Genomic DNA, 22,752 nt, shown 5'->3' with positions numbered 1-22,752 from the left:
TTATTTGTAGTTTTGGTGGTCAGATTGCCAGCGTGATGGCTGAAGCCATCAATAAGTGGCAAAACCATGAAAAACAGTTGCCTGACCCGATTGGCAACCTGAGGAGTAAGCACTAGAGTATGCGCGCGCAAAACGGGGCTCCGTCGTTCGCACATCGCTGTCGCGTTTATTACGAAGACACCGATGCAGGCGGCATCGTCTACTACGTCAACTATTTGAAATTCATGGAGCGGGCTCGTACCGAGCAGCTGCGAGCGCTGGGTTTTGCCCAGTCCGAGCTGGCGAAGGAGGACCTGCTGTTCGTCGTGCATTCCAGTGAGGCTCGTTATCACAAGCCGGCGCGACTGGACGATGAGCTGCTGGTAAGCGCTGAAGTAATCGAATTGAACCGTGTCAGCCTGCGTTTCAAACAGCAGGTCAGGCTGGCTGCGGATGCAACGCTGCTCTGTGAGGGGCAGTTTTTGGTGGCGTGTGTACGCGCCGATAGTTTGAAACCCCGGGCCATTCCCGAAGCTTTGCGAGCGGCCTTTGCCGACCAGAGCGGCGCGGGCATACATTCAGAGCAGGAGATAAAGCGTGGAAGCTAACGTCGTCGACCATTCCTCCATGTGGAGTTTGGTCAGCAATGCCAGCATTGTTGTTCAGTTGGTCATGCTGATGCTTGTGGCTGCTTCAGTCACTTCGTGGATCGTGATCTTTCAGCGCGGCAACATGCTGCGTGCCGGTCGGCGTGCCCTGGACAGCTTCGAGGAGCGTTTCTGGTCCGGTATCGATCTTTCCAAGCTCTATCGTCAGGCGGGCAGCAACCCTGACCCGGACTCCGGCGTCGAGCAGATCTTCCGTGCCGGCTTCAAGGAGTTCTCCCGTCTGCGTCAGCAGGCTGGCGTCGATCCAGATGCGGTGATGGAAGGTGTGGCTCGTGCCATGCGCGTTGCCATTTCCCGTGAAGAAGAAAAACTGGAAGCCGGCCTGCCGTATCTGGCAACCGTGGGTTCCACCAGTCCTTATATCGGCCTGTTCGGTACGGTCTGGGGGATCATGAACTCCTTCCGCGGTCTGGCGACTGCGCAGCAGGCGACCCTGGCCACTGTGGCTCCCGGTATTGCCGAGGCATTGATCGCAACGGCCATTGGCCTGTTCGCAGCAATCCCTGCGGTTATCGCTTACAACCGTTTTGCCGCTCGCAGCGAGACTCTGATCGGCCGTTACTACACGTTCGCTGATGAGTTCCAGGCGATCCTGCACCGTAAAGTGCATACCAGCGAAGAGTGAGCAGGTAATTCCCCATGGCTTTAATCGCTCGAGATCGTCGCAGAAAACGCAAGCCGGTCGCCGAAATGAACGTGGTGCCATACATCGACGTGATGTTGGTGCTGCTCGTCATCTTCATGGTGACCGCTCCCATGATCAACCAGGGCGTGAAAGTCGACTTGCCCAAGGTCTCCAGCGAGGCTTTGCCGCAAGACAACAACAATCAGGTCCTGACCATTTCGATCAAGGCTGACAAGACCTACTACTGGAACCTTGGCAGCGAAGTCGATACCGAAAAGCAGATGGACAAGGCAATGACCCTGCCTCAACTGACTGCAGCCGTGACCAAGATCGTCGCAGCCGGTCGTGATGCCGGCAAGCAGACGCAGGTTTTCATTCGTGGCGACAAGACCGTTGATTACGGTTCTGTGATGGGCACGATGGGCGGACTGCAGAAGGCTGGGGTAGGGAACGTTGGCTTGATTACTGAGGCCCCCTGATGCAGCCGATTCGAGAGCCGTCTGCCTCGGAAAGCTACTTCTGGCCCTCTGTCTGGGCTGTGGCCCTGCATATCCTGATTTTTGGCATGCTTTTCGTGAGCTTTGCCATGACTCCTGAGTTGCCGGAGGCTAAACCTGTCGTTCAGGCTACGCTGTACCAACTCAAGTCCAAGAGTCAGGCGACGACCCAGACCAACCAGAAGATTGCGGGCGAGGCAAAGAAAGCCGCTGCACGACAGACTGAAGTCGAGCAGCTGGAGCAGAAGAAAATCGAGCAGCAGAAACAGGAAGCTGTGAAGGCTGCGGAACAAAAGAAAGAAGAGGCTGCCCAAAAAGCCGAAGAACAGAAGGCCGAAGAGCAGAAAGCTGCTGACGAGGCTAAAAAGGCCGAGCAGAAAGCCGAGGAAGCCAAAAAGGCCGATGAGGCGAAGAAGGCTGCGGATGCGAAAAAGGCTGAAGAGAAACAATTGGCTGATATAGCCAAGAAGAAAGCCGAAGAAGAAGCGAAGAAGAAAGCCGAGGAAGACGCGAAGAAAGCCGCCGCCGAGGAAGCCAAGAAACAGGCTGCCGATGAAGCGAAGAAAAAAGCGGCTGAAGACGCGAAGAAAAAGGCTGCCGAGGACGCCAAGAAGAAAGCTGCTGCCGACTCTGCGAAAAAAGCACAGGAAGCTGCACGCAAGGCTGCAGAGGACAAGAAGGCACAGGCCCTGGCCGACCTGCTTTCCGACAAGCCACAGCGGCAACAGGCTCTGGCCGATGAACTTGGCGACGAGACTGCGGGTAACTTCGATGACCTGATTCGTCTGCGTGCATCCGAAGGCTGGGCTCGCCCACCATCGGCGCGCAAGGGCATGGCAGTGGTATTGCAGATCGGCATGTTGCCGGACGGTACAGTGACTTCGGTGACTGTTTCCAAGTCTAGTGGTGACGGTCCGTTCGACAGTTCGGCAGTGGCAGCGGTCAAGAATATTGGTCGTTTGACAGAAATGCAGGGTTTGAAGCCAGCGGACTTCGCTCCCTATCGTTCATTCAAGATGACATTCACACCTGAGGATCTAGCCTTGTGATTAACCTTCTTCGAGGACTGCTTTTGGTTCTTTGCTGCGCGGCGGGCTTAGCCGTTGCAGAAGAAAAGAACATCATGGTCACCAGCGGAAGTGACCGCGCCACTCCGATTGCTGTCGTGCCTTTTGGCTGGCAGGGCGGCAACGTGCTGCCGGAAGACATGGCCGATATCGTCAGTAACGACCTGCGTAACTCGGGTTACTACTCGCCGATTCCCAAACAGAACATGATCAGCCTGCCGACCCAGGCCAGCGAAATCATTTTCCGTGACTGGAAGGCCCTGAATGCGCAATACGTCATGGTCGGCAACATCGTCCCGGCGGGCGGTCGTCTGCAGATCCAGTACGCGCTGTTCAACGTTGCCACCGAGCAGCAGGTTCTGACCGGTAGCGTGTCGGGTACCAACGACCAGTTGCGGGACATGGCGCACTACATTGCCGACCAGTCGTTCGAGAAACTGACCGGCATCAAGGGCGCGTTCTCCACCCGCATGCTGTACGTGACTGCCGAGCGCTTCTCGGAAAGCAACACCCGTTACACCCTGCAACGTTCGGACTACGACGGTGCCCGTGCCGTGACGCTGCTGCAATCGCGCGAGCCGATCCTGTCGCCACGCTTTGCTCCTGATGGCAAGCGCATCGCCTATGTATCGTTCGAGCAGAGACGCCCACGTATCTTCGTTCAGCATATCGATACCGGTCGCCGTGAGCAGATCACCAACTTCGAAGGCCTCAACGGCGCGCCTGCATGGTCGCCTGATGGCAGCAGGCTGGCGTTCGTGCTGTCCAAGGACGGCAACCCTGAGGTTTACGTGATGAACCTGGCGACTCGTCAGCTGAGCCGCGTGACCAACGATTCGTCCATCGATACCGAACCGTTTTTCGGCAAGGATGGCTCTACGCTGTACTTCACGTCGGACCGTGGCGGCAAGCCACAGATCTACAAGACAAACATCAATGGCGGTGGTGCCGAGCGTGTGACGTTCGTGGGTAACTACAATGCCAACCCGAAATTGTCAGCTGATGAAAAGACGCTGGTAATGATTCACCGGCAGGACGGCTTCACTAATTTCAAGGTCGCAGTGCAGGATTTGGCTCGCGGAAGTGTAAAAATCCTCACAGATAGCAACCTTGATGAGTCGCCTACTGTTGCGCCCAACGGCACCATGGTAATCTACGCCACCCGCCAGCAGGGCCGGGGAGTCTTGATGCTCGTGTCCATTAACGGACGCGTAAGGCTCCCGCTTCCTACCGCTCAAGGCGAAGTCAGAGAACCTTCCTGGTCCCCTTACCTGAACTGACGCGGCGCTACACGATTTGCTTAACACACTGGGGTTCATTAGGAGTTTCAAGATGGAAATGTTGAAGTTTGGTAAGTTTGCTGCGCTGGCTCTGGCCATGGCTGTAGCTGTTGGTTGCTCGTCCAAAGGCGGTGATAACGCTGGCGCTGGCGCTGTTGACCCTAACGCTGGTTACGGTGCCAACACTGGCGCTGTAGATGGCAGCCTGAGCGAAGAAGCTGCTCTGCGTGCAATCACCACCTTCTACTTCGAATACGACAGTTCGGATCTGAAGCCAGAAGCACTGCGCTCCCTGGACGTGCATGCTAAAGACCTGAAAGCAAACGGCGCTCGCGTCGTTCTGGAAGGCAACACCGACGAGCGTGGTACTCGTGAGTACAACATCGCCCTGGGCGAGCGTCGTGCGAAAGCCGTTCAGCGCTACCTGGTTCTGCAAGGCGTTTCCCCAGCTCAGCTGGAGCTGGTTTCCTACGGCGAAGAGCGTCCAGTTGCTACCGGCAACGACGAGCAGTCCTGGGCTCAAAACCGTCGCGTCGAACTGCGTAAGTAATTTGACATGCGAACGTGCCGACGTGCTTTAACCGTTTTGGCCCTCACCCTCCCGCTTTCAGCGTGGGGTGCGGTTCCTGTGGTCGATGACAATTCTGGCTCTGGTAGCAGCAGTTATCCGCCAGCGGGTTATGGCACGTCCGGCGCCTATGCCGGGGGAGGGGTTTCGACCCCGACCTCGGCAAATGGTCAGCTGTTCATGCAATTGCAGCAAATGCAGGAAGAAATCGCGCGCTTGCGTGGTCTCGTTGAAGTCCAGCAGAACGATATTCAGCGCATGAAGCAGGAAGCGCTGGAGCGTTATCAGGATCTGGATTCTCGTATCTCCAGTGGCGCAGCCGCTGCAGCTACCAATAATTCCCAACCTTCTGGCGGCAGTATCGACGCCAGCGGGACGCCTTCGGCCCCAGCGGCCCAGGCTCCGGCAGCAGGCACAGAGCCTCCTGATCCGGCGAAGGAAAAGCTCTATTACGAAGCGGCCTTCGATTTGATCAAAGCCAAGGATTTCGATAAGGCCAGTCAGGCTTTTACCGCTTTCCTGCGCAAGTACCCAAACAGCTCGTATGCGGGCAATGCCCAATACTGGCTGGGCGAAGTGAATCTGGCCAAGGGTGACCTTCAGGGCGCTGGCCAGGCATTTGCCAAGGTCAGCCAGTTGTACCCGAAGCATTCCAAGGTGCCTGATTCGCTTTATAAGCTGGCCGATGTCGAGCGTCGCCTCGGTCACACAGACAAGGTCAAAGGCATTTTGCAGCAAGTCGTTGCCCAATATCCGGGCAGTTCCGCTGCACAATTGGCACAGCGGGATCTTCAGCGTCTCTGATGCGCAGACCCGTTATTCAAGAAAGCCGCGCTTGTCGCGGCTTTTTTCGTTAGAATTTCGCACCCGAAATTCCGGTAATTATTACGCTTCGCTGGATTCTGCGATTGCAGGGTGCTTTGAAGTGCCTGACGGAGGCGGACGGCCTGTTTAGCTGTTACGCCCGTGGCTTATATGCAAGACACATTACGCATCACCGAAATATTTTACTCGTTACAGGGTGAAACCCGTACGGCTGGGCTGCCCACCGTATTCGTGCGCCTCACTGGTTGCCCCCTGCGCTGCCAGTATTGCGACAGTGCATATGCTTTCAGCGGTGGAAAGATCCATACGCTGGATGACATCCTTGAGCAGGTCGCTGCCTATCGCCCGCGCTATGTCTGTGTGACCGGTGGTGAACCGCTTGCCCAGCCCAATGCGATTCCCTTGCTTGAGCGTCTGTGCGATGCCGGTTATCAGGTTTCGCTGGAAACCAGTGGTGCCCTGGACATATCGGCTGTCGATTCTCGTGTCAGTCGCGTGGTCGACTTGAAGACTCCAGGCTCCAAGGAGGTCGCGCGCAACCGCTACGAAAACATGGAATTGCTGACTCCCAACGATCAGGTCAAGTTTGTGATCTGCTCCAGGGACGACTACGACTGGGCGGTTTCCAAGCTGATCCAGTACGGGCTGGACAAGCGGGCTGGCGAAGTACTGTTCTCTGCCAGCCACCATGAATTGAAAGGGCGGGACCTGGCGGACTGGATCGTTGCAGACAACCTGCCTGTCCGCTTGCAGATGCAATTGCACAAAATTCTTTGGGATGACGAGCCGGGGCGCTGAAATGAGTGAATTGACCATGACCGAAAAACGAGCCGTAATCCTGCTGTCCGGCGGCCTTGATTCAGCCACTGTAGTTGCCATGGCCCGAGCCGAAGGCTACGCCTGCTACACCATGAGTTTCGACTATGGGCAGCGCCATCGTGCCGAGCTGAACGCTGCTGCACGTGTTGCACGGGATCTGGGCGCCATCGAGCACAAGGTTATCGGCCTCAACCTCAACGGGATTGGTGGTTCTGCATTGACCGACAGCTCCATCGCTGTCCCTGAGTCGCCGACTGAAGGCATTCCGGTTACTTACGTACCTGCACGCAATACCGTGTTCCTGTCCCTTGCTCTTGGCTGGGCAGAGGTGCTGGAAGCCCGCGATATCTTTATCGGCGTCAATGCCGTGGATTATTCAGGCTATCCGGATTGCCGCCCCGAGTTCGTCGAGTCGTTCGAGCGCATGGCCAATCTGGCGACCAAGGCGGGTGTTGAGGGGCAGGGGTTCACCATCCGTGCGCCGCTGCAAAACCTCAGCAAGTCAGACATCGTCAAGGCTGGCGTGGCTCTGGGCGTCGATTATGCGCTCACCGTTTCGTGCTATCAGGCTGATGATGAAGGCCGCGCATGCGGTAAATGCGACAGCTGCCGCCTGCGTGCAGAAGGCTTCGCAGCCGCCGGTGTAGCGGACCCGACACGTTATTTTTGATTTTTTTACAGAAAGGTGTTGAATTACTGATAAAAATCAGTAATATACGCGCCACACAACAGAGGGTCGTTAGCTCAGTTGGTAGAGCAGTTGGCTTTTAACCAATTGGTCGTAGGTTCGAATCCTACACGACCCACCATTTTCATAGCGGTTCGCGAGTATCTAGAGGGGGCCTGTCAGCCAGTTTCTAGTCTTGCAGCCGTATGGAGCGAACCTTAGGCTTGCTTCGCCATGATGTAAATATGAAATAGCCCACTACCGTCATAGGTCAGTGGGTTTTTTCGTTTTCATGCCCGTCAAGTTTTCGCGTTTCATGATCGGATGGCCAGGGTGGGCGATAGCCTTGGAAAATGGTAGGCACCTCATGCCTAACCATTCATAGGTCCTCTTCAAGCAAGCACAGTGCATCCTGCCGGCACCGGCATTTCTTTAGGCTGAAGCCGCCAGGCTCTTAAGTCGTCAGTTCCATCTGACAGAACCATCCCGCTCTACAGCGTTGGCCCAGCAAGGGCTGGGCTATGAAATTACCAGGAGTTTTCCTCGAACTATTTGGTTAGCGTCTTAAGTACCATTTAGAGCCTTAATGCGGAAGTTTAGGTCTTGTGTGGCGCAATGCTTTTCAGGTCCGAGCTTAATGGAATCCCATAAACATCCGCGATGTTCACAATCTGCAACGCGATCGCTTTCCTGAGACTTGCAAGTGCATCACGGAACTGTCGCCAGTCTGGGTTGCCCCCATCACAGCGCAAAGTCCTCATGTCGATAGACTCAACCGTGTTGAAAAACGTCAGGATGGTCTTGGTGAGCGACAGCAAAATCTGATCAAGAGGTGTTCCATTCACTAGTTCGCCGCGAATGGCGAAGAATCGTGATCGGAGTTTATTCAACGATTGTCGAACACGGTCGGGAACCTCTGCATCAAACGTGACCCACAGAGAGCGACGATCCTCCATGGACGCGATGATTTTCTTTGCAATTTGGGGTTCCATCCGATTGGCTTGGAGCAAAGCTAGACTGCGCGAATATCCTTCAGTGCGGACCTCCGTGACCATTGATTCATGATCTGCCTTCCATCTCCTAAGCTCATCGGCCGAGTACCCATGATGATCGTTATCAACGATGACGCCACACTCCCTACACAGCCATATTCCGTTTTCAATCGACCTGCGCTCTTCAGATGTTTGAGATGAGTTGTAGCGGGGACCGAGCTCGGATGCCGCATGAATATGCGCAGCATGACCCGTCTTCAGAGCTTCGGTCGAAACAGAAGAGGGTCCAATTGTGAGCTTCAAGCAACGCGGATTGGAACAAAAATACGCTGCTCGGCTAGCTAGCACTTTTTTGATGGTTTCGGAGAAGTTGTCTCTCATAAATTATTGCCGATTCCCTGTTCGCTACTCGTCTTTTCCTCGTTACGGGTAACGATTACTCAGTTCCGTTCTCCCACGTCCATCTCTGTTAGGCTAGGAGCACGGCGCGTCTGCGCGCCATCGCGATAGCACTGCACTGTCGTCGCAGCAACCAGCTTGGCGTCGTGCAGCGCATCGATATAACCAGTTGCATACGCTGTGGCAAATCGCACATCCAGCGGATGTTCGGCGGTGTCAATCAAGCCCAGCGCGCGGGCAATTTTGCTGTTCGGGGTTGCCATTTCTTAATTTCTTTGATGTTGTGGAAGCCTGAAGGACATCCTTTTACGTCCTCGGCTCCGGCTTTGGGATGTACCTAGGGGCTTCAACAATCCAGTAACTCGCAAACTCTGCCTGTTTGCATCAGGCGCTCGCGAACTTGCGCTGTGGTTGCTGGCTCGTCAGGACCAATGGTCCATTCATCTATACTAGTCACCATTGCGTTTTTGGGGAATGAAGACGCTCAAAGTTGCCTGCTAGCGCAGTCAGGCCTGAGTAACACCGACTAAACCTTGCAGTACCGCGAAAAATGCCAATCGACTCAAGAAGGTCTGGGGCGAATGAGCTGAGCAATTGGCGTTGGATGTGGCTTGAGTAATCCGAGTCGAATGTACGCTTCGCAATAACTGCTGCCTGAGCCTCACGTATGGCTGCGGCCATCACTTCGTACGGGTGTGCCTTTTCACTCGAGTACGCGCCAGCTTTATCAGCCAAGCTACTTAAGGCTTGGCTTACTTCACATACAGACTCGTAATCTACTTTCCGCTTGTGCGAACGGTAGAGATAAAAAACTGCTCCTCCTATGGCGAAAATAGTAAGTGTGCTAAAGCTGTTCATATCCGTCTTTCCGTCCTTCATGGAGCTGATTACTGAACTGGGTAACTTCACTCTGAAGAACACAGCCTGCAATATAATAACGCGGTAAGTGCCTACCTATTGTCAGTAGCGCCTGCTGCAACCAATCGGTTTGCGCCTTCGTCGCTAAGCACGGCTCTGGCGCCGTTATAGGCGAAGACGGGGCCATTTGGATGCCCGCCCTCAATACGTACGTCGGAAATTTTTTCAGGCGCGAATGACACCTCGTCGATTTTTATGATGCTTGAGTTTGCGAAGATTGTCACTGTGCTTACCATTGCTAACTCCGTATTTGATGGCCGTTGGGCCATGTTTAAGTTGCTTGCCGTAAGATCACTGCTGTGATCATATTTGCTATTGGTGCGTCCGTGCATTGTTGTAAAAACCGATAAATCTAGTCCCGCATATTCTGGAACCCGTGACTACCAATCGACCTCATTCATACACATGATTTTTCATCAACAGGCGATACGTTTCATATAGGCGAGAGCAGATTGCCCTGATGGCCCGTCAGTAATAGGTGACGATTGGCCCAGAACCTTTTGGGCTACGTGTTGTGAAGCAATATTGTCCATCCCTACCACTGCTTCTACGTAAAAGTCACCGTGGCCATGCGCTGAAAAGCCACGTTGAAGTTCATCGATGCCCTCTTTGATGATTTGCGTTGCCCATCCTCTGTTACGGTAGGTGACTGGTACGGCATAGCCCATTTGGAAGCAAGGAATTCCTTCGACAAGTCCGACGGTAACAAACATAGCAATTGCTTTCACTCGGCCGTGCTCAATTTTTAGGTATGTGTAACGGACCTTTTCATTCAGTTCGTCCCGAATAACGTACGTGCCCCTGTACCTTTCGGTTGGTACTACTGGAAGTCTCCGACGCACGTCCTGCTGAAAGCTGATGAGTGCTTGTAAAGGATCTGCCATGGTGACCATGCGTATATTTCCTATGGTTGGACTTCAGGAGCAAGGCGCAACGTCCAGTGTCCGCCAGGTTCCATCTGCGTTTCAAGTAGGTCGTAGGTTTTAACCATCTCTAATAGGCCTGAATGACCATACTCGGCAGGAGAAAACCCCGGATCTGTCCGTTTCAGATAACTTCCGAGGCCGCTCAGAGTGACCTTTCCTTCAGCAGTGCTACCAGTCAGAAGCGATACAGCTTCTACTACAAACCTAGGACGCCGTTTCACTATTGGGACTTGATGATCAGTTTGCGTAGTCCCAGTTTTTGTGTGCTGCTCGGTTGGGTTCAACGCCTCAATGTTTGAGCCTTCGTCACGCCACTCAAAGAATTGATCACTCGCATTTCGGAGCGCGTCAGGTGTCTTGCTCTCACCTACGATACATACAGCTGCGCCACGCTCGCGAAGCTTTCGGCAGAGGTAAGCGAAGTCGGAATCGCTTGTTACCAAGCAGAACAAGTCTGCTCGCTGATCAAAAAGGGCTTCTTGTGCGTCTAAGGCCAAAGCAATATCAGAGGTGTTTTTACCAGACGCGTACTGATACTGGAGGCAAGGTGTGAAAGCCAGCCTCACAAGGGCATCTTGCCATTTATTGGCCAACGTCCCATGATTTCCGTATCCACGTCTCAATACGATTCGTCCAAACTGAGCTATGACCAAAAGTGAGTGCTCAAGCACGGCTGGCGATACGTTGTCACAGTCAACTAATACAGCAACTCGGGCATCACCAAGATTCTGAAGAGACATCCGATCCTCCATGATGAATTGCAGTAATCAACGAGAGCGAAGGGGCGTCTTGATACTGCGAAATTCCGCTAATCGGGCTAGTGGGATAACGCTTTTTTCGCCACATCTTCACTTGTAACGGTAGCAAGTATAAATTTAGGTTCCGTTGAATTGATTTATGAACGTGCTTGCCGCATCGATTTTTTGTTTTTTTTCATGATCCAATAGTTTTTGATCCAGTATCAGTTCAATGCTCATTCTGAGCACGGGGAAATATGCTTGACACTCTTGCTCGGGCAACTCATGAACACCTTTGCTGAGTATTCCGTAAAGCCGGGAGTGCTCCACAAGAAACTCGGGCAAATAGTTAGCCAAAAGTTTGACTCGTTCTTGCATCCTGCTTTTCAGATAGAGGTTGTCGTCCCAAGCTTGGTTGGTGCGCGCAAAACTATATGCCTCAGCTATCAAAGATTCAAAAACTCTTCTCAAATAAATTAATGCGCCGGCTCCTATGCCATGCGAGGCAAGCCCAAGAGCGGTTTTAAATCCAGAAAAATCTTCTTTAGCAAGAATCTTTGCATATTTTTTGACGTTGTAAGATGCAGAGTCTGCCATGGATGGGTATTGACCGATCTTTTCTATACCATCAGTTTCATTCAGTCTAAATAAAAACATGCCTTTGTGCTCTTCATCTCTTGAGCAGGCTGCTGTGATTTTCATGAACTCTTGGCGAAACCAATTATTTATATTGGGAGCCTGATAAACGTAATCTTGTGAACAGCGAAAAACAGAGTTTTCACCACACTGCGGACAATACATATCCAAATGTCCATTAAACTTTAGGAGTTTAATTGTTTGCTCCCAAGTATCTTCGGTTACCATGAATGGATTATAGGAGGAAACGTTTAAACAAAAGCTCTGTGGAGTTGGAAAACTTCCTATACTCTCCGGTATGCTAGAATTTTTACTCATTATTAAATTTTCTACATTGGTTTTAAGTGTAATGAAATAGTAAGAACTTCACACTCATGAGTGGGCAAGCCAACCTACCACGCACAGTATTCACCAAAGATCCATCAACAGGCTGATTACATAGCTTCAATCAGCCCGGATTTCTCCAGTTCATTCATGACGACAATTGCTGCGCAAAGATTTACCCAATAAGTGTTACTGATGTCGCTATGCTATTGCAACCCCAAATGCATGTCGAATTATCGCTTGATCTACGGTAAAATAATGTTTGCTGTGCTCAAGGCAGCCGTTTCAAAGGCTTGCCTTTTGACCGCGAGCCTGCCCCGGTAAAGTCATATTCCTAATTGGCCACCGCTGGCCTCACGCTTGAAAAACAGCAAGTACCCGACCGGCATAGGAAAACCGTAGGACCACTACATAAGGTTTATCAACGACTTACGAATTCACGGAAACCAAGCATGAAGTATGGGCACGATCAACCAATTGGCGCGGTTGCCTCTCGAGTTGTTTCTCGGGGTGAGTCTTTTGAATACAAGACTCTCGATTCAGCCCGTGACTCAAGTGTGCCGCTCCCGGTCAAAGACCCAAGTAAGGCAATGCGCGGCTCACCTACGTTCATCAATTTAACCGGTACCAAATTTGGAAGGCTAACTGTTCTTGGACTCTCGGCCGAGGTTGATGCGCGCTGGGTATGTAGGTGCTTTTATGGGGCTTACACCATGAGAACGTCAAAGGCTATCAAGGCAAAGGCAGGCGACGCCTCATGCTGCCAGTGCTACCTCCTAGCTGTTTCCAAGCGCAAGGAGTATGAGCGCCGCACTGGCAAATCCAAAGACACCAGTACCTTTTTCTAGGAAACCGGTGCTGACAGGTGCCTGATGATCAGTACCAGGCACCCGGCGATATGTTAAACCTCGCCGCGATTTCTGAGGCAGTCTATTTTTCTGGTAAGTAGCATACTTCGGTAGTCCGTCACATACCGATGATGACCGGGCTTGTGTATCACCAGTTGGTGCTTATCGGTGAGGGCGACGGCGACGCGCAGAACTACTGCCAGTGGTCAGAAGATTACTCGAGGCTGATGGGGCGGCTGTATATGTTCAGGTTAGTGCCAGCTCTGAATTGTTAGCTTTGTGCAGGTCACCTACAGCATGCATAGTGCTTCACCTGAAATGTGGGGCTGGGACGTATCGGGCCAGAACGGGTATGGCTGGGGTACAGCCCAGACAGAGCGTGAGGCGATGCAAGACTGCATCCCCTATTTGTAGAACAACCTACCTGCCAGTTGAGGAAAAAATCCCCATGAGCGAATGCCAGTTTCATAACAATTGCGGCGGATACTGCGAGACGCTTTCCCAGGTCGCGGCCAACCTGTGCGAAGACTGCCTGGACGCTGAACGGATGGATGAGGCGGTACGCCTGCGCACGGCTGCGGTTGTGGAGGCTGCTACCGAGCTGCTGGACGTGCTTGATGCGGCCGCTAACGTGGATGATCCAAGTCCCGATCAGCGTGCGTGGATGGAGCGCTTGCGCACTGCACTGGCCGCCTGAACGAACACCAGATGATCTAGGAATTCGGCTCAGCTGCACCCCAAGCCCTGGCCTCAAAAACCGGGGGCCAAGGCAGTAGGGAGAGGCGTGGTTATAGTGCCCTCAATACGAGGGATGGCTTCAATGGCAAAATATAGAGTTGAACAGTTTTCGAGCGCGATCAAGAACAACGGACGTGGATATGAAAATTTGTTCATTCTCTGCAAGCTGGTCAACTCAGTTGGTAATCCAGCATTGCGTGAATATCGGATTGCGCCTGATGAACGGCATGCCAATTTGAACGAATTGAGTCAGCTCATTACGCTTGGTTTTAATCAAGCGAAAGCGACTGGCAAGTCCGTTGAGATTTCCGAATTTAAAGAGCGCATGTACTTGTACCTCACCATGCCGGACGTCAACGATGGTCAGCCAATCCAAGTTACGGGTGAACGAGTATAAAAGCTCATTGCGGATAGGTTCCCGGCATGCCCTGCTGAGTGCGGGGCATGCTGAAAGCCGAACCGATGGGGCGGCTGCGGACAGTTACAGACACAACGGAAAATTCCGTTCACCTACTAGCCCCCAAGACATAACGCCGAGGAACCATGTCCGGAGAAACTTGCCGCTCGCAGCGCCCAAGGCTAGAAATAATCATGAGGAAACCGGGCGTGAGTGATGAGCGCTTTTACACAGCGGTAGTTGAAGAGTTAGAGACGGGAGCAATCATTCCTGGCCTCCGCGCGAAAGCGTTCGCTGAGGCAAATGGCGTAGAAACCCACGCACAGGCCCTTTACTTGAAATACCGCGTAGCTCAGCTTGTTCAGCAGGAGAGCGATGTGCAACGCACCGAAACAGAGGAACAAGCGCTTCGCAAAAGTCAGGAATGGTCAGCGAATTTAGCCTCGCAAGCTGCCAGAGCAAAGGCAGAGGGTCTTACATCAGTTCACTTCATTCTGCTCGGGCTTATGTGCTTGATCGTGGGTCTATTCATTTGGAAATTGTTATAGGAGTCGCGTAACGCCTGAACCCACCCCCTAATCTTACTTCACCGTTGGGGGATGTCGTTTTGCTGGCCAGCGAGCCAATCCAATTGCCGACATCAATACATTGTCATCGGCCGGCCCAGTAAGTTTGATCGAACGTCCGGTTTTATTGTCTGTGATAACAATCGTTGGGGTGGCATTGATCCCGAGAGCAGCAGCCTGTTGAGCTTGCTCTTTAACCCGTTCTGCAGCTTGCTCATTGAAATTCATGCAGTACTCCACAGCGCCCAATAGTCCTTGCTCATCCTGTCCTGACACATTCAGCCCTTCCGCAAGACCAGCACCATTGCCACGTGTTTGCTGATAAACCAGCTCCACTGCCTTCCAGAAGTCGCCGCTCCCGTTTCTTGCTCCGATGCACTCCACCAGTTGAGCATTCTTGCTCGCTGCTGGTTCATGGATCGATAGCGGAAGGTGGTGCCACTTCAGGTTTGCCTCGGGGTTCTGATCGATCCAGCCTTTGAGCTGAGGAAAGTATTCTCGGCAGTACGGACATTCCAGATCTGCGTATTCGGTTAGGGTGAAGCGGGCATTACCTGAGCCATAAATCCATGGCCCCTCAACCTGGGGAGCATCCACAAAACGTTCACTGACGAGAAATGCAGCTATCAAACTCGCAAGCCCAGCTATCACGATTGCAGGGACTAACACCTCTATTCGCAAGGCCACAGGCCTCAGATGCTTCATGACGTCGATTTTCCGAGCAGTTCACGCTCCAGGACCACAAGCAGATCCTGCTGAGCGGTATCAGGTTGACGAGCCGAGCGGACTTAAGTCAGTACCTTTGATGACTCTGATTCATGACTCCATTCGCTCCGGCAGGGTGCTTTCATCCGGCAGGTCGTTAAATATGACGACTTCATCCGAACGCTTCAGGAGACATGCATGCCGATCAGGAGCGCTGCACTGATGGCTTGTCTGCTTGTGATCCCCATGGCTGCCGGTATCGTGGAAGCTGCGGGGACGCAAGACCGGTCCAGCACTCGTCAGGAGAACTCAATGCACATCAGCATCGAAATAGAAGGCACGACCCTCGCTGCCACACTGGAGGACAGTGAAGCGGCCAGGGATTTCGCATCTCTGTTACCCCTGACGCTGACCCTCAAGGATTATGCCGCGACCGAGAAGGTCAGTGATCTGCCCAGGCCTTTATCCACTGCTGGTGCTCCAGAAGGGGTGACACCTCGAACCGGCGACCTGGCCTACTATGCGCCTTGGGGCAACCTGGCGATCTACTACAAGGACTTCGGTTATTCCAAAGGGTTGGTAAAACTGGGGCGTCTCGATTCGGGGGTGGAGTTGATGCGTCAGCCAGGTGCATTCAAGGTCACAATCCGCAGGGCACGGCAGCCATAGGGCATGCCATCGAAAGATGGCAGGCTACTCTTCGTAGCGCAGCTCATTGATGAGCGTCTGCATGGCCCGTGATTTTTCCCGCTTGCTTGAGTAATAGAGGTGCAGGCCCGGAAAGCTCGGCCACCAGCTTTCCAGGACCGGGATCAGAGTGCCGTCATCAAAATGCGGCTGGGCCATGTCTTCGGGAACGTAGGCCAGCCCAAAGCCGGATACGGCGGCATTGAGGATCTGCTTGATGCCGTTGAAAATCAGTTTGCCTTTGACCCTGACGTTGATTTCCTGGCCGTCTTTCTTCAGTTCCCAGGCATAGAGCCCGCCGCGAGTTGGCAATCGCATGTTGATGCAGTCGTGATCTGTGAGGTCCTGGGGCTTGGCAGGCATGGTGCGCGATGCCAGATAGGACGGCGCACCCACAATAACCAGACGCATGTCCGGCGCTATGCGTACAGCTTCGGTTTCTTTCGTCAGCCCGTCTCCCAGGCGAATGCCGAAGTCGAAGTTTTCAGCCACGATATCGGTCAAGCCATAGTCGATGCACATCTCTACGTTGATCTGCGGATACTTGGGCAGGATCTGCGCCAGCTTCGGCCAGAGCAGGCTATCGATGGTGTGGTCGGTGGCCGTGATGCGTATATTTCCCGCAGGTGTGTTGCTGAGTTCTGCCACGGCGATCAACTCGGCCTCGATTGCCTTGAGTCGTGGCCCGACCGTTTGCAGCAGTCGCTCGCCGGCTTCGGTCACTGAAACACTGCGCGTGGTGCGGGTGAGAAGGCGTACGCCCAATCGTGCTTCAAGTCCTTGAATCGTATGACTGAGCATGGATTGAGAAATCCCCAACTGAGAGGCCGCGCGCGTGAAGCTGCGCTCGCGCGCAACTGCAATGAGTGCGAGCAGGTCACTGTAGTTTTCCTTGGGCATTAATCAACTCTCTGCATGGGAGGTGCGCAACTGTATCAAGACGGACACGGTGCTGCAGCTTTGAACTGTGCAGCATTTCTGTTTCAGCCCATGGCAGCGATATTGATCAATATCGCTCATGACTATATTCGTCCATATGGCCTTTTCTTGCAGTCGTCCGGGCTCTCTAATGAGTCATATCCCGAAAAGGGTGGGGGCGCGGATTTCAGCGCTGTCTTCTATATTTCCCGGCATGAGCAAACACATGGCCCAGGCTTTTCGCCACATCTTGAATGGACAGGACGTTGATCATGGCGAGTATTGATGTGCTGGTGCTGCGCACGGCCTGTGACTGGCTGGCCAGTGGTCATAAGGTTCTGCTTGCCACGGTTGTGCGGACCTGGGGTTCATCGCCCAGGCCTGTTGGTTCGATGATGGTGCTTCGCGATGATGGCAGGGCGGTTGGCAGTGTTTCCGGTGGCTGCATCGAGGATGATCTTATCCATCGCTACACCACGGCTTACAGTTCGGGCAGCATCCCGCAGATGCCGCCGGAGGTGGTGCGCTACGGAGTGAGTGCCGACGAAGCGCATCGGTTCGGGCTGCCATGTGGCGGCACACTGGAGCTGGTTCTGGAGTTCAGCCCTCCGCTGCAAACCCTGGAGCAACTGGTTGCCCGGCTTGAGCAGGGTTCTCTGGTGCGGCGCATCGTGAACCTGGCCGATGGCAGCGTGAGTCTGGAGGCGACGCCGACCCCTGAAGAACTCAAGTTTGACGGTGAGCGTCTGGTCAATACCCTTGGCCCAGGCTATCGCATGCTGCTGATCGGTGCCGGTGCCCTGGCCGAATATGTCTCGATCATGGCTCTGTTCAACGGGTTCAAGGTGACCGTGTGCGACCCGCGAATCGAGTACATGGATACCTGGGCAGTTGAGGGCGTGGAAAAGAGCACTGGCATGCCCGACGATGTGGTGGCGGCGTTTCGGCCCGACCTTCGGACCTGCATTATTGCCCTCAGCCACGACCCCAAGCTGGATGATCTTGCGCTGCTGGAGGCTCTGAAAAGTCAGGCGTTCTACATTGGCGCGATCGGATCGCGGCGCAATAACCAGAGCCGCAGAGAGCGGTTGATAACTCACTTTGGCGAAACCGAGGCTTCGTTGCAGCGCCTGCGTGGTCCTATCGGCGTCTATATCGGCAGCAAAACCCCAGCGGAAATCGCCGTCAGCGTCATGGCTGAAATTCTCGCCGCCAAGAACAATGTTCCACTGCCCAGAGAGGCTTCGGTCGCTATTGCGAAGAGGCTGGAGGAAAGTTGTAAGCTGTAAGTTTCAAGCGCCAAGCCTCAAGCTGCAAGCTTCAAGTCAAAAGCTTGTAGCTTGTAGCTTAAGGCTTACAGCTGCTTTCATTCTTCATGCCTCAGCGCGGCGATCAGCAGAGACATTGCTCCCGAAGGCTGTCTGCGGCTCGGGTAGTACAGGTGAAAGCCCGACCACAGCGGGCACCATTCTTCCAGGCACTGGATGAAATGCCCGGAGCGGATATAAGGGCTGGCCATGTCTTCGGCGATATAGGCCAGACCCAGACCGGCAATCGCGGCGTCCAGGACTTCATACATGCTGTTGTAGACCAGCTGACCCTCGACACGCACGTTGAGTGTGTTGCCATCGCGTTCGAGTTCCCAGGGCCACAGGCCGCCATGAGTGGCGAGCCTGAGGTTGATGCAGTTCTGGTTAACCAGATCGTCGGGAGTCTGAGGGATTGGGTAGCGGTCGAAGTAGGCCTTGGTGCCCACCACGGCAAAGCGGATGTCGGGGCTGATACGGACTGCAATCATGTCCTGATCAAGAAATTCACCGAGCCGCACGCCCGCGTCGTAGCGTTGCGCCGCGATGTCCACAATCTGGTTCTCGGAGCAAAGCTCGACCTTGATGGCAGGGTATCTGGGCAGAAATTTCTTCAGTTTTGCAGACAATACGCTGCGGATGGCATGGTCGGAGGCAGTGATGCGGATTGTGCCGGTCGGGGTATCTCTCAGTTCTTGAAGCGACGCCAGTTCTGCGTCGATCTCTTCGAGTTGCGGGGCGACACTGCGCAGCAACCGCTCACCGGCTTCGGTGGGGATGACGGTGCGGGTGTTGCGCGCCAGCAGACGCACGCCCAGTGAGGTTTCCAGCCCTCGCACTGCATGGCTGACCGCCGACTGCGAAAGACCCAGTTGTGCGGCACCACGGGTGAAACTGCGCTCACGGGCTACAGCAATGAATGCCAGCAGGCCACTGAAGTAATCTCGCAGTGCGAAGTCCCTGATCATTTATGACTCTCTTGTCTGGTTCCGGGCTCTGCTCCCGGTCCGGGCAGCATACCTCTATTGTTCATGATCCATAAAAGCCTGTCTGACTGCATAAGGCCATGAATCAGATTGATCAGTGTGATTTTTTAATCGCGAGTAAGATGCTCTCTGCAATTGTCACGAGACCCCAATGTTAATCATCTCCAACAATGTTCATCTGCCGGACGCTGAAATCGAGTGGACAGCCATTCGTGCGCAAGGCGCGGGTGGGCAGAACGTCAACAAGGTTTCCAGCGCGGTGCATTTGCGTTTCGACATCAACGCTTCGTCGTTGCCGCCGTTCTACAAGGAGAGGTTGCTGGCGTTGCGCGACAGCCGCATTACCGGTGACGGGGTCATTGTGATCAAGGCGCAACAGTACCGGACCCAGGAGCAGAACCGGGCTGATGCGTTGCTGCGTCTGAGCGAGTTGATCGTCAGCGCCACCAAGGTCGAAAAGAAGCGCCGCCCCACCAAGCCGACTCTGGGTTCCAGGACCCGTCGGCTGGATACCAAGAGCAAACGGGGTTCGATCAAGGCCGGGCGGGGCAAGGTGGATTACTGATGAAGTTTCTGTTCCCGTAATACCTGCGCCTGCTTGTACAGATAGATGCTCAAGGCCAGCCCGCTCAGCGAGGCCAGCGCCGCGAACAGGAAGATCGACACAAAGCCGAACCCGGCAGCAATGGCGCCTGCCAGCGGGCCGGTGATGCCCAGTGACAAGTCGACGAACAGCGAGTAGGCACCCACCGCTGCGCCTCGGCTGGCAGCCGGCACCAGATTCACGGCTTCGACGCCCAGTGCCGGGAAGACCAGAGAAAACCCGAAACCGCTCAAGGCCGCTCCGGCCAGCGCCAGGCTTGGCGTGGGAGCTACCCAGAGCAGCAGCAACCCCAGGCTTTCCACCGACAGGCAGGCAATCGCCACACGAAAGCCGCCCAGGCGATTGATGAGGTTGCCGAACAGCAGGCGCGCAATGATGAAGCAGGCCCCGAACAGGCTCAGGCACAAGACCGCATCGGGCCAGTTGTTACTGGCGTAATACAGGGTGATGAAGGTCGCGATGGTGCCGAAACCGATAGCGCCCAGCGCCAGGCCCATGCCGTGGGGGAAAACCAGCTTCAGCACATGGGTAAAAGGCAGGCGTTCGCCCTGCACGATAGGCGCTGCCTGTTTTTTCAGGGTAAGCAGAAGACCGAGCGAGGACAGTGCAATGATGCTCGCGCCCATGGTCCACAGGCCTAGCGACTTGACCAGCCACACACCCAAGGGCGCACCGATCGCCAATGCGCCATAGCTGGCGATACCGTTCCAGGAAATGACTTTGGCGGTGTTGTGCGCGCCGACCCGGCCGATGCCCCAGCCAATCGACCCGGAGCCCACGAGGCTTTCGGCGCTGCCCAATAAGATCCGGCCGACAAACAGGCTGATCAGGCTCGCAACAGGCCAGCCGGGCATGCCGATGGGCAGCAACATGAAGACGCCGCTGAGCCCGCATCCCGCCAGGCCGTACTGCACGGCTTTCTTGCAACCCAGGTTATCGATGATGCGGCCTGCCCATGGCCTGCTGACCAGTGTGGCCAGATATTGCACGCTGATGACCAGCCCGGCCGTTACTGCACCGAACCCCAGATCGGTATGCACATAACCGGGCAGCACTGCGAGCGGGATACCGATATTCAGGTAACCGATGAACGTGAAAAAAACGATGGAAACGACCTGCAACGTAACCTTCAAGGGCGGTTGCGGGGTGGCGTCTTGTATCTGGGGCATGGGGTGGCGGACCCTTCTGGCGACGGATTGGCGAGAGGCGGGCATGAAACTGGCGCAGGAAAAATCCTTAGCAAGCTCTCGAAGTTGCCATGATAACGATCCAGCGGCGGATAGAGGTGATAAAAGCGAAGTTAAAGCGCAGTGAGTGACTTACCCGTTGCTGGAAGCCACGAGCTGAGTGGTGATCAGGGCTGCCAGGGCGTTTTCCTGAGTGCCGAAACGTGCGAGCAGGGCGCTCTGTTTCTCCGGGCTGAGGCGTTCCCAGATATTGATCATTTTTTCGGCGGCGCCAATAAGGGCTTTGGCCTGGTGTTCGGTGAAGTCGGTCATGAATCCGCTTTTCGTCGGTGGTTTTCCAGGCGTATCGAAACTCGGTCAAACCGGTTTCCATACGCCTGAAAACAATCGCCTTCAGTCTTTGCTTCGGGCTTTTTGGCTGGTTTGAGCCAGCGATGCTGCTTTCATTGCTGCAGTTTGACCAAGCTCCTGTTGAGCCAGGGGAGACTGCTTTGGTTCCTGTTGACTTGGGAAGGGGAAGTTTGGAATTTCATGCATCGTCGTCGCCTCGCAAGGGTTTGCAGATTGAACCGTGCTTTAAAAAGCTCCTGCAGGATACAACACTGAAAATGACAAACCGGATATTTTTTCAGTCCGTTGGTCCATTCGTGAAACAAAAAACGATTTTCAGTGTCCCGCGCAAGGCGCTCCAGTGCCGGTAAAACCGTTACTTGCGGCCCTCGGCGCCCTGTGCAACCTGGTCGGTGCGGGCTGCCATGATGAAGTCGTTGCGATGCAGCCCCTTGATCGAATGGCTCCACCAGGTAACGGTCACTTTGCCCCATTCGGTCAGCAGGCCTGGATGATGGCCTTCGGCTTCGGCAATCTCGCCGACTGCATTGGTAAAGGCCAGGGCGAATCTGAAGTTCTTGAAGAGGTAGACCTTCTCAAGCTGCATCACGCTGTCGCGCACTTCAATGTTCCAGTCGGGGATCTGTTTGATCAGATCGGCCAGTTCGGTTTCGCTGACCTGCGGCGCGTCGGCGCGGCAGGCTTCGCAATGGGCTTGGTTCAGAGATGACATGCCAGGACTCCTGTTCAGGCCGCATGGTTTTTTGTGGGCGGCCGTGGCTCGAATTTAGGGGAATGCAGGCCCAGTTGCATGGCTTGCCCGACCATATTCATGATGTCTTCATGAGCCAGATCGAACAGGCGCTTCAGGCTGGGCAATACGAAATACACGGGTTGCAGAATGTCGATGCGATAAGGCGTGCGCATCGCTTCCAGTGGGTCGAAAACCTGATGCTCCGGTGCCGTGGACAGGCTGTAAACTGCTTCCTTGGGTGAAGAAAGGATACCGCCGCCATATATCCTGCGCCCTTGTGCAGTATCCACCAGGCCAAACTCGATGGTCATCCAGTACAGCCGCGCCAGATAGACGCGCTGTTCCTTGCTCGCGTTCAGGCCCAGCTTGCCATAGGTGTGGGTGAATTCGGCGAACCAGGGGTTGGTCAGCAACGGACAGTGGCCGAAGATCTCGTGGAAGATATCGGGCTCTTGCAGGTAGTCGAGTTCTTCTTCGGTGCGAATGAAGGTCGCCACCGGAAAGCGCTTGCTGGCCAGTAGCTCGAAGAAGGTCTGGAAGGGAATCAATGCAGGTACACGTTCAACCTGCCAGCCGGTTGTGGCACCCAGCACCTTGTTGATTTCGCCTAGCTGCGGAATGCGTTCATGGGGCAGGTTCAACTGTTCGATGCCGTCCAGATATTCCTGGCAGGCACGGCTCTCGATCACCTTCATCTGACGGGTGATCAGGGTGTTCCAGACTGCGTGTTCGGCAGGCGGATAATCAATGAAGCCTCTGGCGTCGGGTTCGCGGGCCACGTATTGCGTCTGGCTCATG

At 54.4% G+C, this 22,752-nt stretch carries 28 protein-coding genes and 1 tRNA gene; 16 read left to right on the top strand and 13 right to left on the bottom strand.

The window, feature by feature from the left end; genetic code table 11:
* Positions 1-119 precede the first annotated feature (119 nt).
* The 10 genes from ybgC to JL015_RS06360 all read left to right on the top strand — a co-directional run bounded on the left by ybgC (position 120) and on the right by JL015_RS06360 (position 7,137).
* Positions 120-587 (top strand): tol-pal system-associated acyl-CoA thioesterase, encoded by a 468-nt coding sequence (gene ybgC, locus JL015_RS06405; RefSeq protein ID WP_201003471.1) that lies wholly within the window; start codon positions 120-122, stop codon positions 585-587.
* Positions 577-1,272, top strand: coding sequence for a protein TolQ (gene tolQ, locus JL015_RS06400; protein ID WP_201003469.1), 696 nt, complete (start codon positions 577-579; stop codon positions 1,270-1,272). Before ybgC ends, tolQ begins: the two co-directional genes overlap by 11 nt.
* A 14-nt stretch (positions 1,273-1,286) precedes the next feature.
* Positions 1,287-1,751, top strand: coding sequence for a protein TolR (gene tolR / locus JL015_RS06395; RefSeq protein ID WP_374005020.1), 465 nt, complete (start codon positions 1,287-1,289; stop codon positions 1,749-1,751).
* Positions 1,751-2,818: a cell envelope integrity protein TolA gene (gene tolA / locus JL015_RS06390; RefSeq protein ID WP_201003467.1), complete on the top strand. Its 1,068-nt coding sequence runs from the start codon at positions 1,751-1,753 to the stop codon at positions 2,816-2,818. The genes tolR and tolA overlap by 1 nt, the downstream gene beginning before the upstream one ends.
* Positions 2,815-4,116 carry a Tol-Pal system beta propeller repeat protein TolB gene (gene tolB, locus JL015_RS06385; protein ID WP_201003466.1) on the top strand — a complete coding sequence of 434 codons (1,302 nt, stop codon included), beginning with the start codon at positions 2,815-2,817 and terminating at the stop codon, positions 4,114-4,116. The genes tolA and tolB overlap by 4 nt, the downstream gene beginning before the upstream one ends.
* Positions 4,117-4,168: 52 nt before the next feature.
* Complete coding sequence (gene pal, locus JL015_RS06380; protein WP_201003464.1) at positions 4,169-4,666, top strand: peptidoglycan-associated lipoprotein Pal; 498 nt, start codon at positions 4,169-4,171, stop codon at positions 4,664-4,666.
* Between the two features lie 6 nt (positions 4,667-4,672).
* Entirely contained in the window at positions 4,673-5,488 is an 816-nt protein-coding gene (ybgF, locus tag JL015_RS06375) for a tol-pal system protein YbgF (RefSeq protein ID WP_201003462.1), read from the top strand.
* 171 nt (positions 5,489-5,659) lie between these two features.
* Complete coding sequence (gene queE / locus JL015_RS06370) at positions 5,660-6,307, top strand: 7-carboxy-7-deazaguanine synthase QueE (protein WP_201003460.1); 648 nt, start codon at positions 5,660-5,662, stop codon at positions 6,305-6,307.
* 16 nt (positions 6,308-6,323) lie between these two features.
* The gene (queC, locus tag JL015_RS06365; RefSeq protein WP_201003805.1) at positions 6,324-6,998 is read left to right on the top strand and encodes a 7-cyano-7-deazaguanine synthase QueC; all 675 of its coding nucleotides are present in this window, start codon (positions 6,324-6,326) and stop codon (positions 6,996-6,998) included.
* 63 nt (positions 6,999-7,061) lie between these two features.
* Positions 7,062-7,137: transfer RNA gene (locus tag JL015_RS06360), tRNA-Lys, on the top strand.
* A gap of 454 nt (positions 7,138-7,591) precedes the next feature.
* Here JL015_RS06360 and JL015_RS06355 read toward each other — a convergent pair.
* From JL015_RS06355 to JL015_RS06330, 6 genes are all read right to left on the bottom strand, one after another.
* On the bottom strand, positions 7,592-8,368 hold the full coding sequence (locus JL015_RS06355) for a hypothetical protein (RefSeq protein ID WP_201017856.1): 777 nt from the start codon (positions 8,366-8,368) through the stop codon (positions 7,592-7,594).
* Positions 8,369-8,427: 59 nt separating this feature from the next.
* On the bottom strand, positions 8,428-8,649 hold the full coding sequence (locus JL015_RS06350; RefSeq protein ID WP_201017855.1) for a hypothetical protein: 222 nt from the start codon (positions 8,647-8,649) through the stop codon (positions 8,428-8,430).
* Between the two features lie 190 nt (positions 8,650-8,839).
* A complete protein-coding gene (locus JL015_RS06345) occupies positions 8,840-9,244 on the bottom strand; it encodes a hypothetical protein (RefSeq protein WP_201017854.1) in 405 nt (134 codons plus the stop codon).
* A 476-nt stretch (positions 9,245-9,720) separates the two neighbouring features.
* Positions 9,721-10,197 carry an N-acetyltransferase gene (locus JL015_RS06340; protein WP_201017853.1) on the bottom strand — a complete coding sequence of 159 codons (477 nt, stop codon included), beginning with the start codon at positions 10,195-10,197 and terminating at the stop codon, positions 9,721-9,723.
* Between the two features lie 11 nt (positions 10,198-10,208).
* Positions 10,209-10,970 carry an NYN domain-containing protein gene (locus JL015_RS06335; RefSeq protein WP_201017852.1) on the bottom strand — a complete coding sequence of 254 codons (762 nt, stop codon included), beginning with the start codon at positions 10,968-10,970 and terminating at the stop codon, positions 10,209-10,211.
* 135 nt (positions 10,971-11,105) lie between these two features.
* Positions 11,106-11,831, bottom strand: a complete 726-nt coding sequence (locus JL015_RS06330) for a short-chain dehydrogenase (RefSeq protein WP_201017851.1) — start codon at positions 11,829-11,831, stop codon at positions 11,106-11,108.
* Positions 11,832-13,223: 1,392 nt separating this feature from the next.
* On the opposite strand from JL015_RS06330, the gene JL015_RS06325 reads away from it, so the two are divergent.
* From JL015_RS06325 to JL015_RS06315, 3 genes are all read left to right on the top strand, one after another.
* Positions 13,224-13,472: a hypothetical protein gene (locus tag JL015_RS06325; RefSeq protein ID WP_201017850.1), complete on the top strand. Its 249-nt coding sequence runs from the start codon at positions 13,224-13,226 to the stop codon at positions 13,470-13,472.
* 123 nt (positions 13,473-13,595) lie between these two features.
* Entirely contained in the window at positions 13,596-13,910 is a 315-nt protein-coding gene (locus JL015_RS06320) for a hypothetical protein (RefSeq protein WP_201017849.1), read from the top strand.
* A 209-nt stretch (positions 13,911-14,119) separates the two neighbouring features.
* Entirely contained in the window at positions 14,120-14,458 is a 339-nt protein-coding gene (locus tag JL015_RS06315; RefSeq protein ID WP_201017848.1) for a hypothetical protein, read from the top strand.
* 33 nt (positions 14,459-14,491) lie between these two features.
* On the opposite strand, the gene JL015_RS06310 is transcribed toward JL015_RS06315, so the two are convergent.
* The gene (locus JL015_RS06310) at positions 14,492-15,181 is read right to left on the bottom strand and encodes a DsbA family protein (protein WP_236250174.1); all 690 of its coding nucleotides are present in this window, start codon (positions 15,179-15,181) and stop codon (positions 14,492-14,494) included.
* A gap of 198 nt (positions 15,182-15,379) precedes the next feature.
* Between JL015_RS06310 and JL015_RS06305 the strand changes: the two genes are divergently transcribed.
* Complete coding sequence (locus tag JL015_RS06305; protein ID WP_236250173.1) at positions 15,380-15,850, top strand: cyclophilin-like fold protein; 471 nt, start codon at positions 15,380-15,382, stop codon at positions 15,848-15,850.
* A gap of 24 nt (positions 15,851-15,874) precedes the next feature.
* Here the strand turns inward: JL015_RS06305 and JL015_RS06300 are convergent, their stop codons facing one another.
* The gene (locus JL015_RS06300; protein WP_201017847.1) at positions 15,875-16,768 is read right to left on the bottom strand and encodes a LysR family transcriptional regulator; all 894 of its coding nucleotides are present in this window, start codon (positions 16,766-16,768) and stop codon (positions 15,875-15,877) included.
* A gap of 290 nt (positions 16,769-17,058) precedes the next feature.
* Between JL015_RS06300 and JL015_RS06295 the strand changes: the two genes are divergently transcribed.
* Positions 17,059-18,075, top strand: a complete 1,017-nt coding sequence (locus JL015_RS06295; RefSeq protein ID WP_201017846.1) for an XdhC family protein — start codon at positions 17,059-17,061, stop codon at positions 18,073-18,075.
* 77 nt (positions 18,076-18,152) lie between these two features.
* Here JL015_RS06295 and JL015_RS06290 read toward each other — a convergent pair whose 3' ends face one another.
* On the bottom strand, positions 18,153-19,061 hold the full coding sequence (locus JL015_RS06290; protein WP_201017845.1) for a LysR family transcriptional regulator: 909 nt from the start codon (positions 19,059-19,061) through the stop codon (positions 18,153-18,155).
* 169 nt (positions 19,062-19,230) lie between these two features.
* Between JL015_RS06290 and arfB the strand changes: the two genes are divergently transcribed.
* Positions 19,231-19,644, top strand: coding sequence for an alternative ribosome rescue aminoacyl-tRNA hydrolase ArfB (arfB, locus tag JL015_RS06285; RefSeq protein WP_201003453.1), 414 nt, complete (start codon positions 19,231-19,233; stop codon positions 19,642-19,644).
* Here arfB and JL015_RS06280 read toward each other — a convergent pair.
* From JL015_RS06280 to phhA, 4 genes are all read right to left on the bottom strand, one after another.
* Entirely contained in the window at positions 19,638-20,852 is a 1,215-nt protein-coding gene (locus JL015_RS06280) for an MFS transporter (RefSeq protein WP_201017844.1), read from the bottom strand. The two genes, arfB and JL015_RS06280, sit on opposite strands and share 7 nt — an antisense overlap.
* A 150-nt stretch (positions 20,853-21,002) precedes the next feature.
* Complete coding sequence (locus tag JL015_RS06275) at positions 21,003-21,182, bottom strand: hypothetical protein (protein ID WP_201003449.1); 180 nt, start codon at positions 21,180-21,182, stop codon at positions 21,003-21,005.
* 394 nt (positions 21,183-21,576) lie between these two features.
* The gene (locus JL015_RS06270; protein WP_201003447.1) at positions 21,577-21,933 is read right to left on the bottom strand and encodes a 4a-hydroxytetrahydrobiopterin dehydratase; all 357 of its coding nucleotides are present in this window, start codon (positions 21,931-21,933) and stop codon (positions 21,577-21,579) included.
* Between the two features lie 14 nt (positions 21,934-21,947).
* Positions 21,948-22,751, bottom strand: coding sequence for a phenylalanine 4-monooxygenase (phhA, locus tag JL015_RS06265; protein ID WP_201017843.1), 804 nt, complete (start codon positions 22,749-22,751; stop codon positions 21,948-21,950).
* Position 22,752 lies beyond the last annotated feature (1 nt).

Origin of the sequence: Pseudomonas cichorii, from assembly GCF_015471405.1 — a bacterium.
GTDB classification, from domain to species: domain Bacteria; phylum Pseudomonadota; class Gammaproteobacteria; order Pseudomonadales; family Pseudomonadaceae; genus Aquipseudomonas; species Aquipseudomonas serbiensis.
The sequence above is the reverse complement of the archived record's forward strand: the minus strand, read 5'-3'. Positions and strand labels throughout refer to the sequence as shown.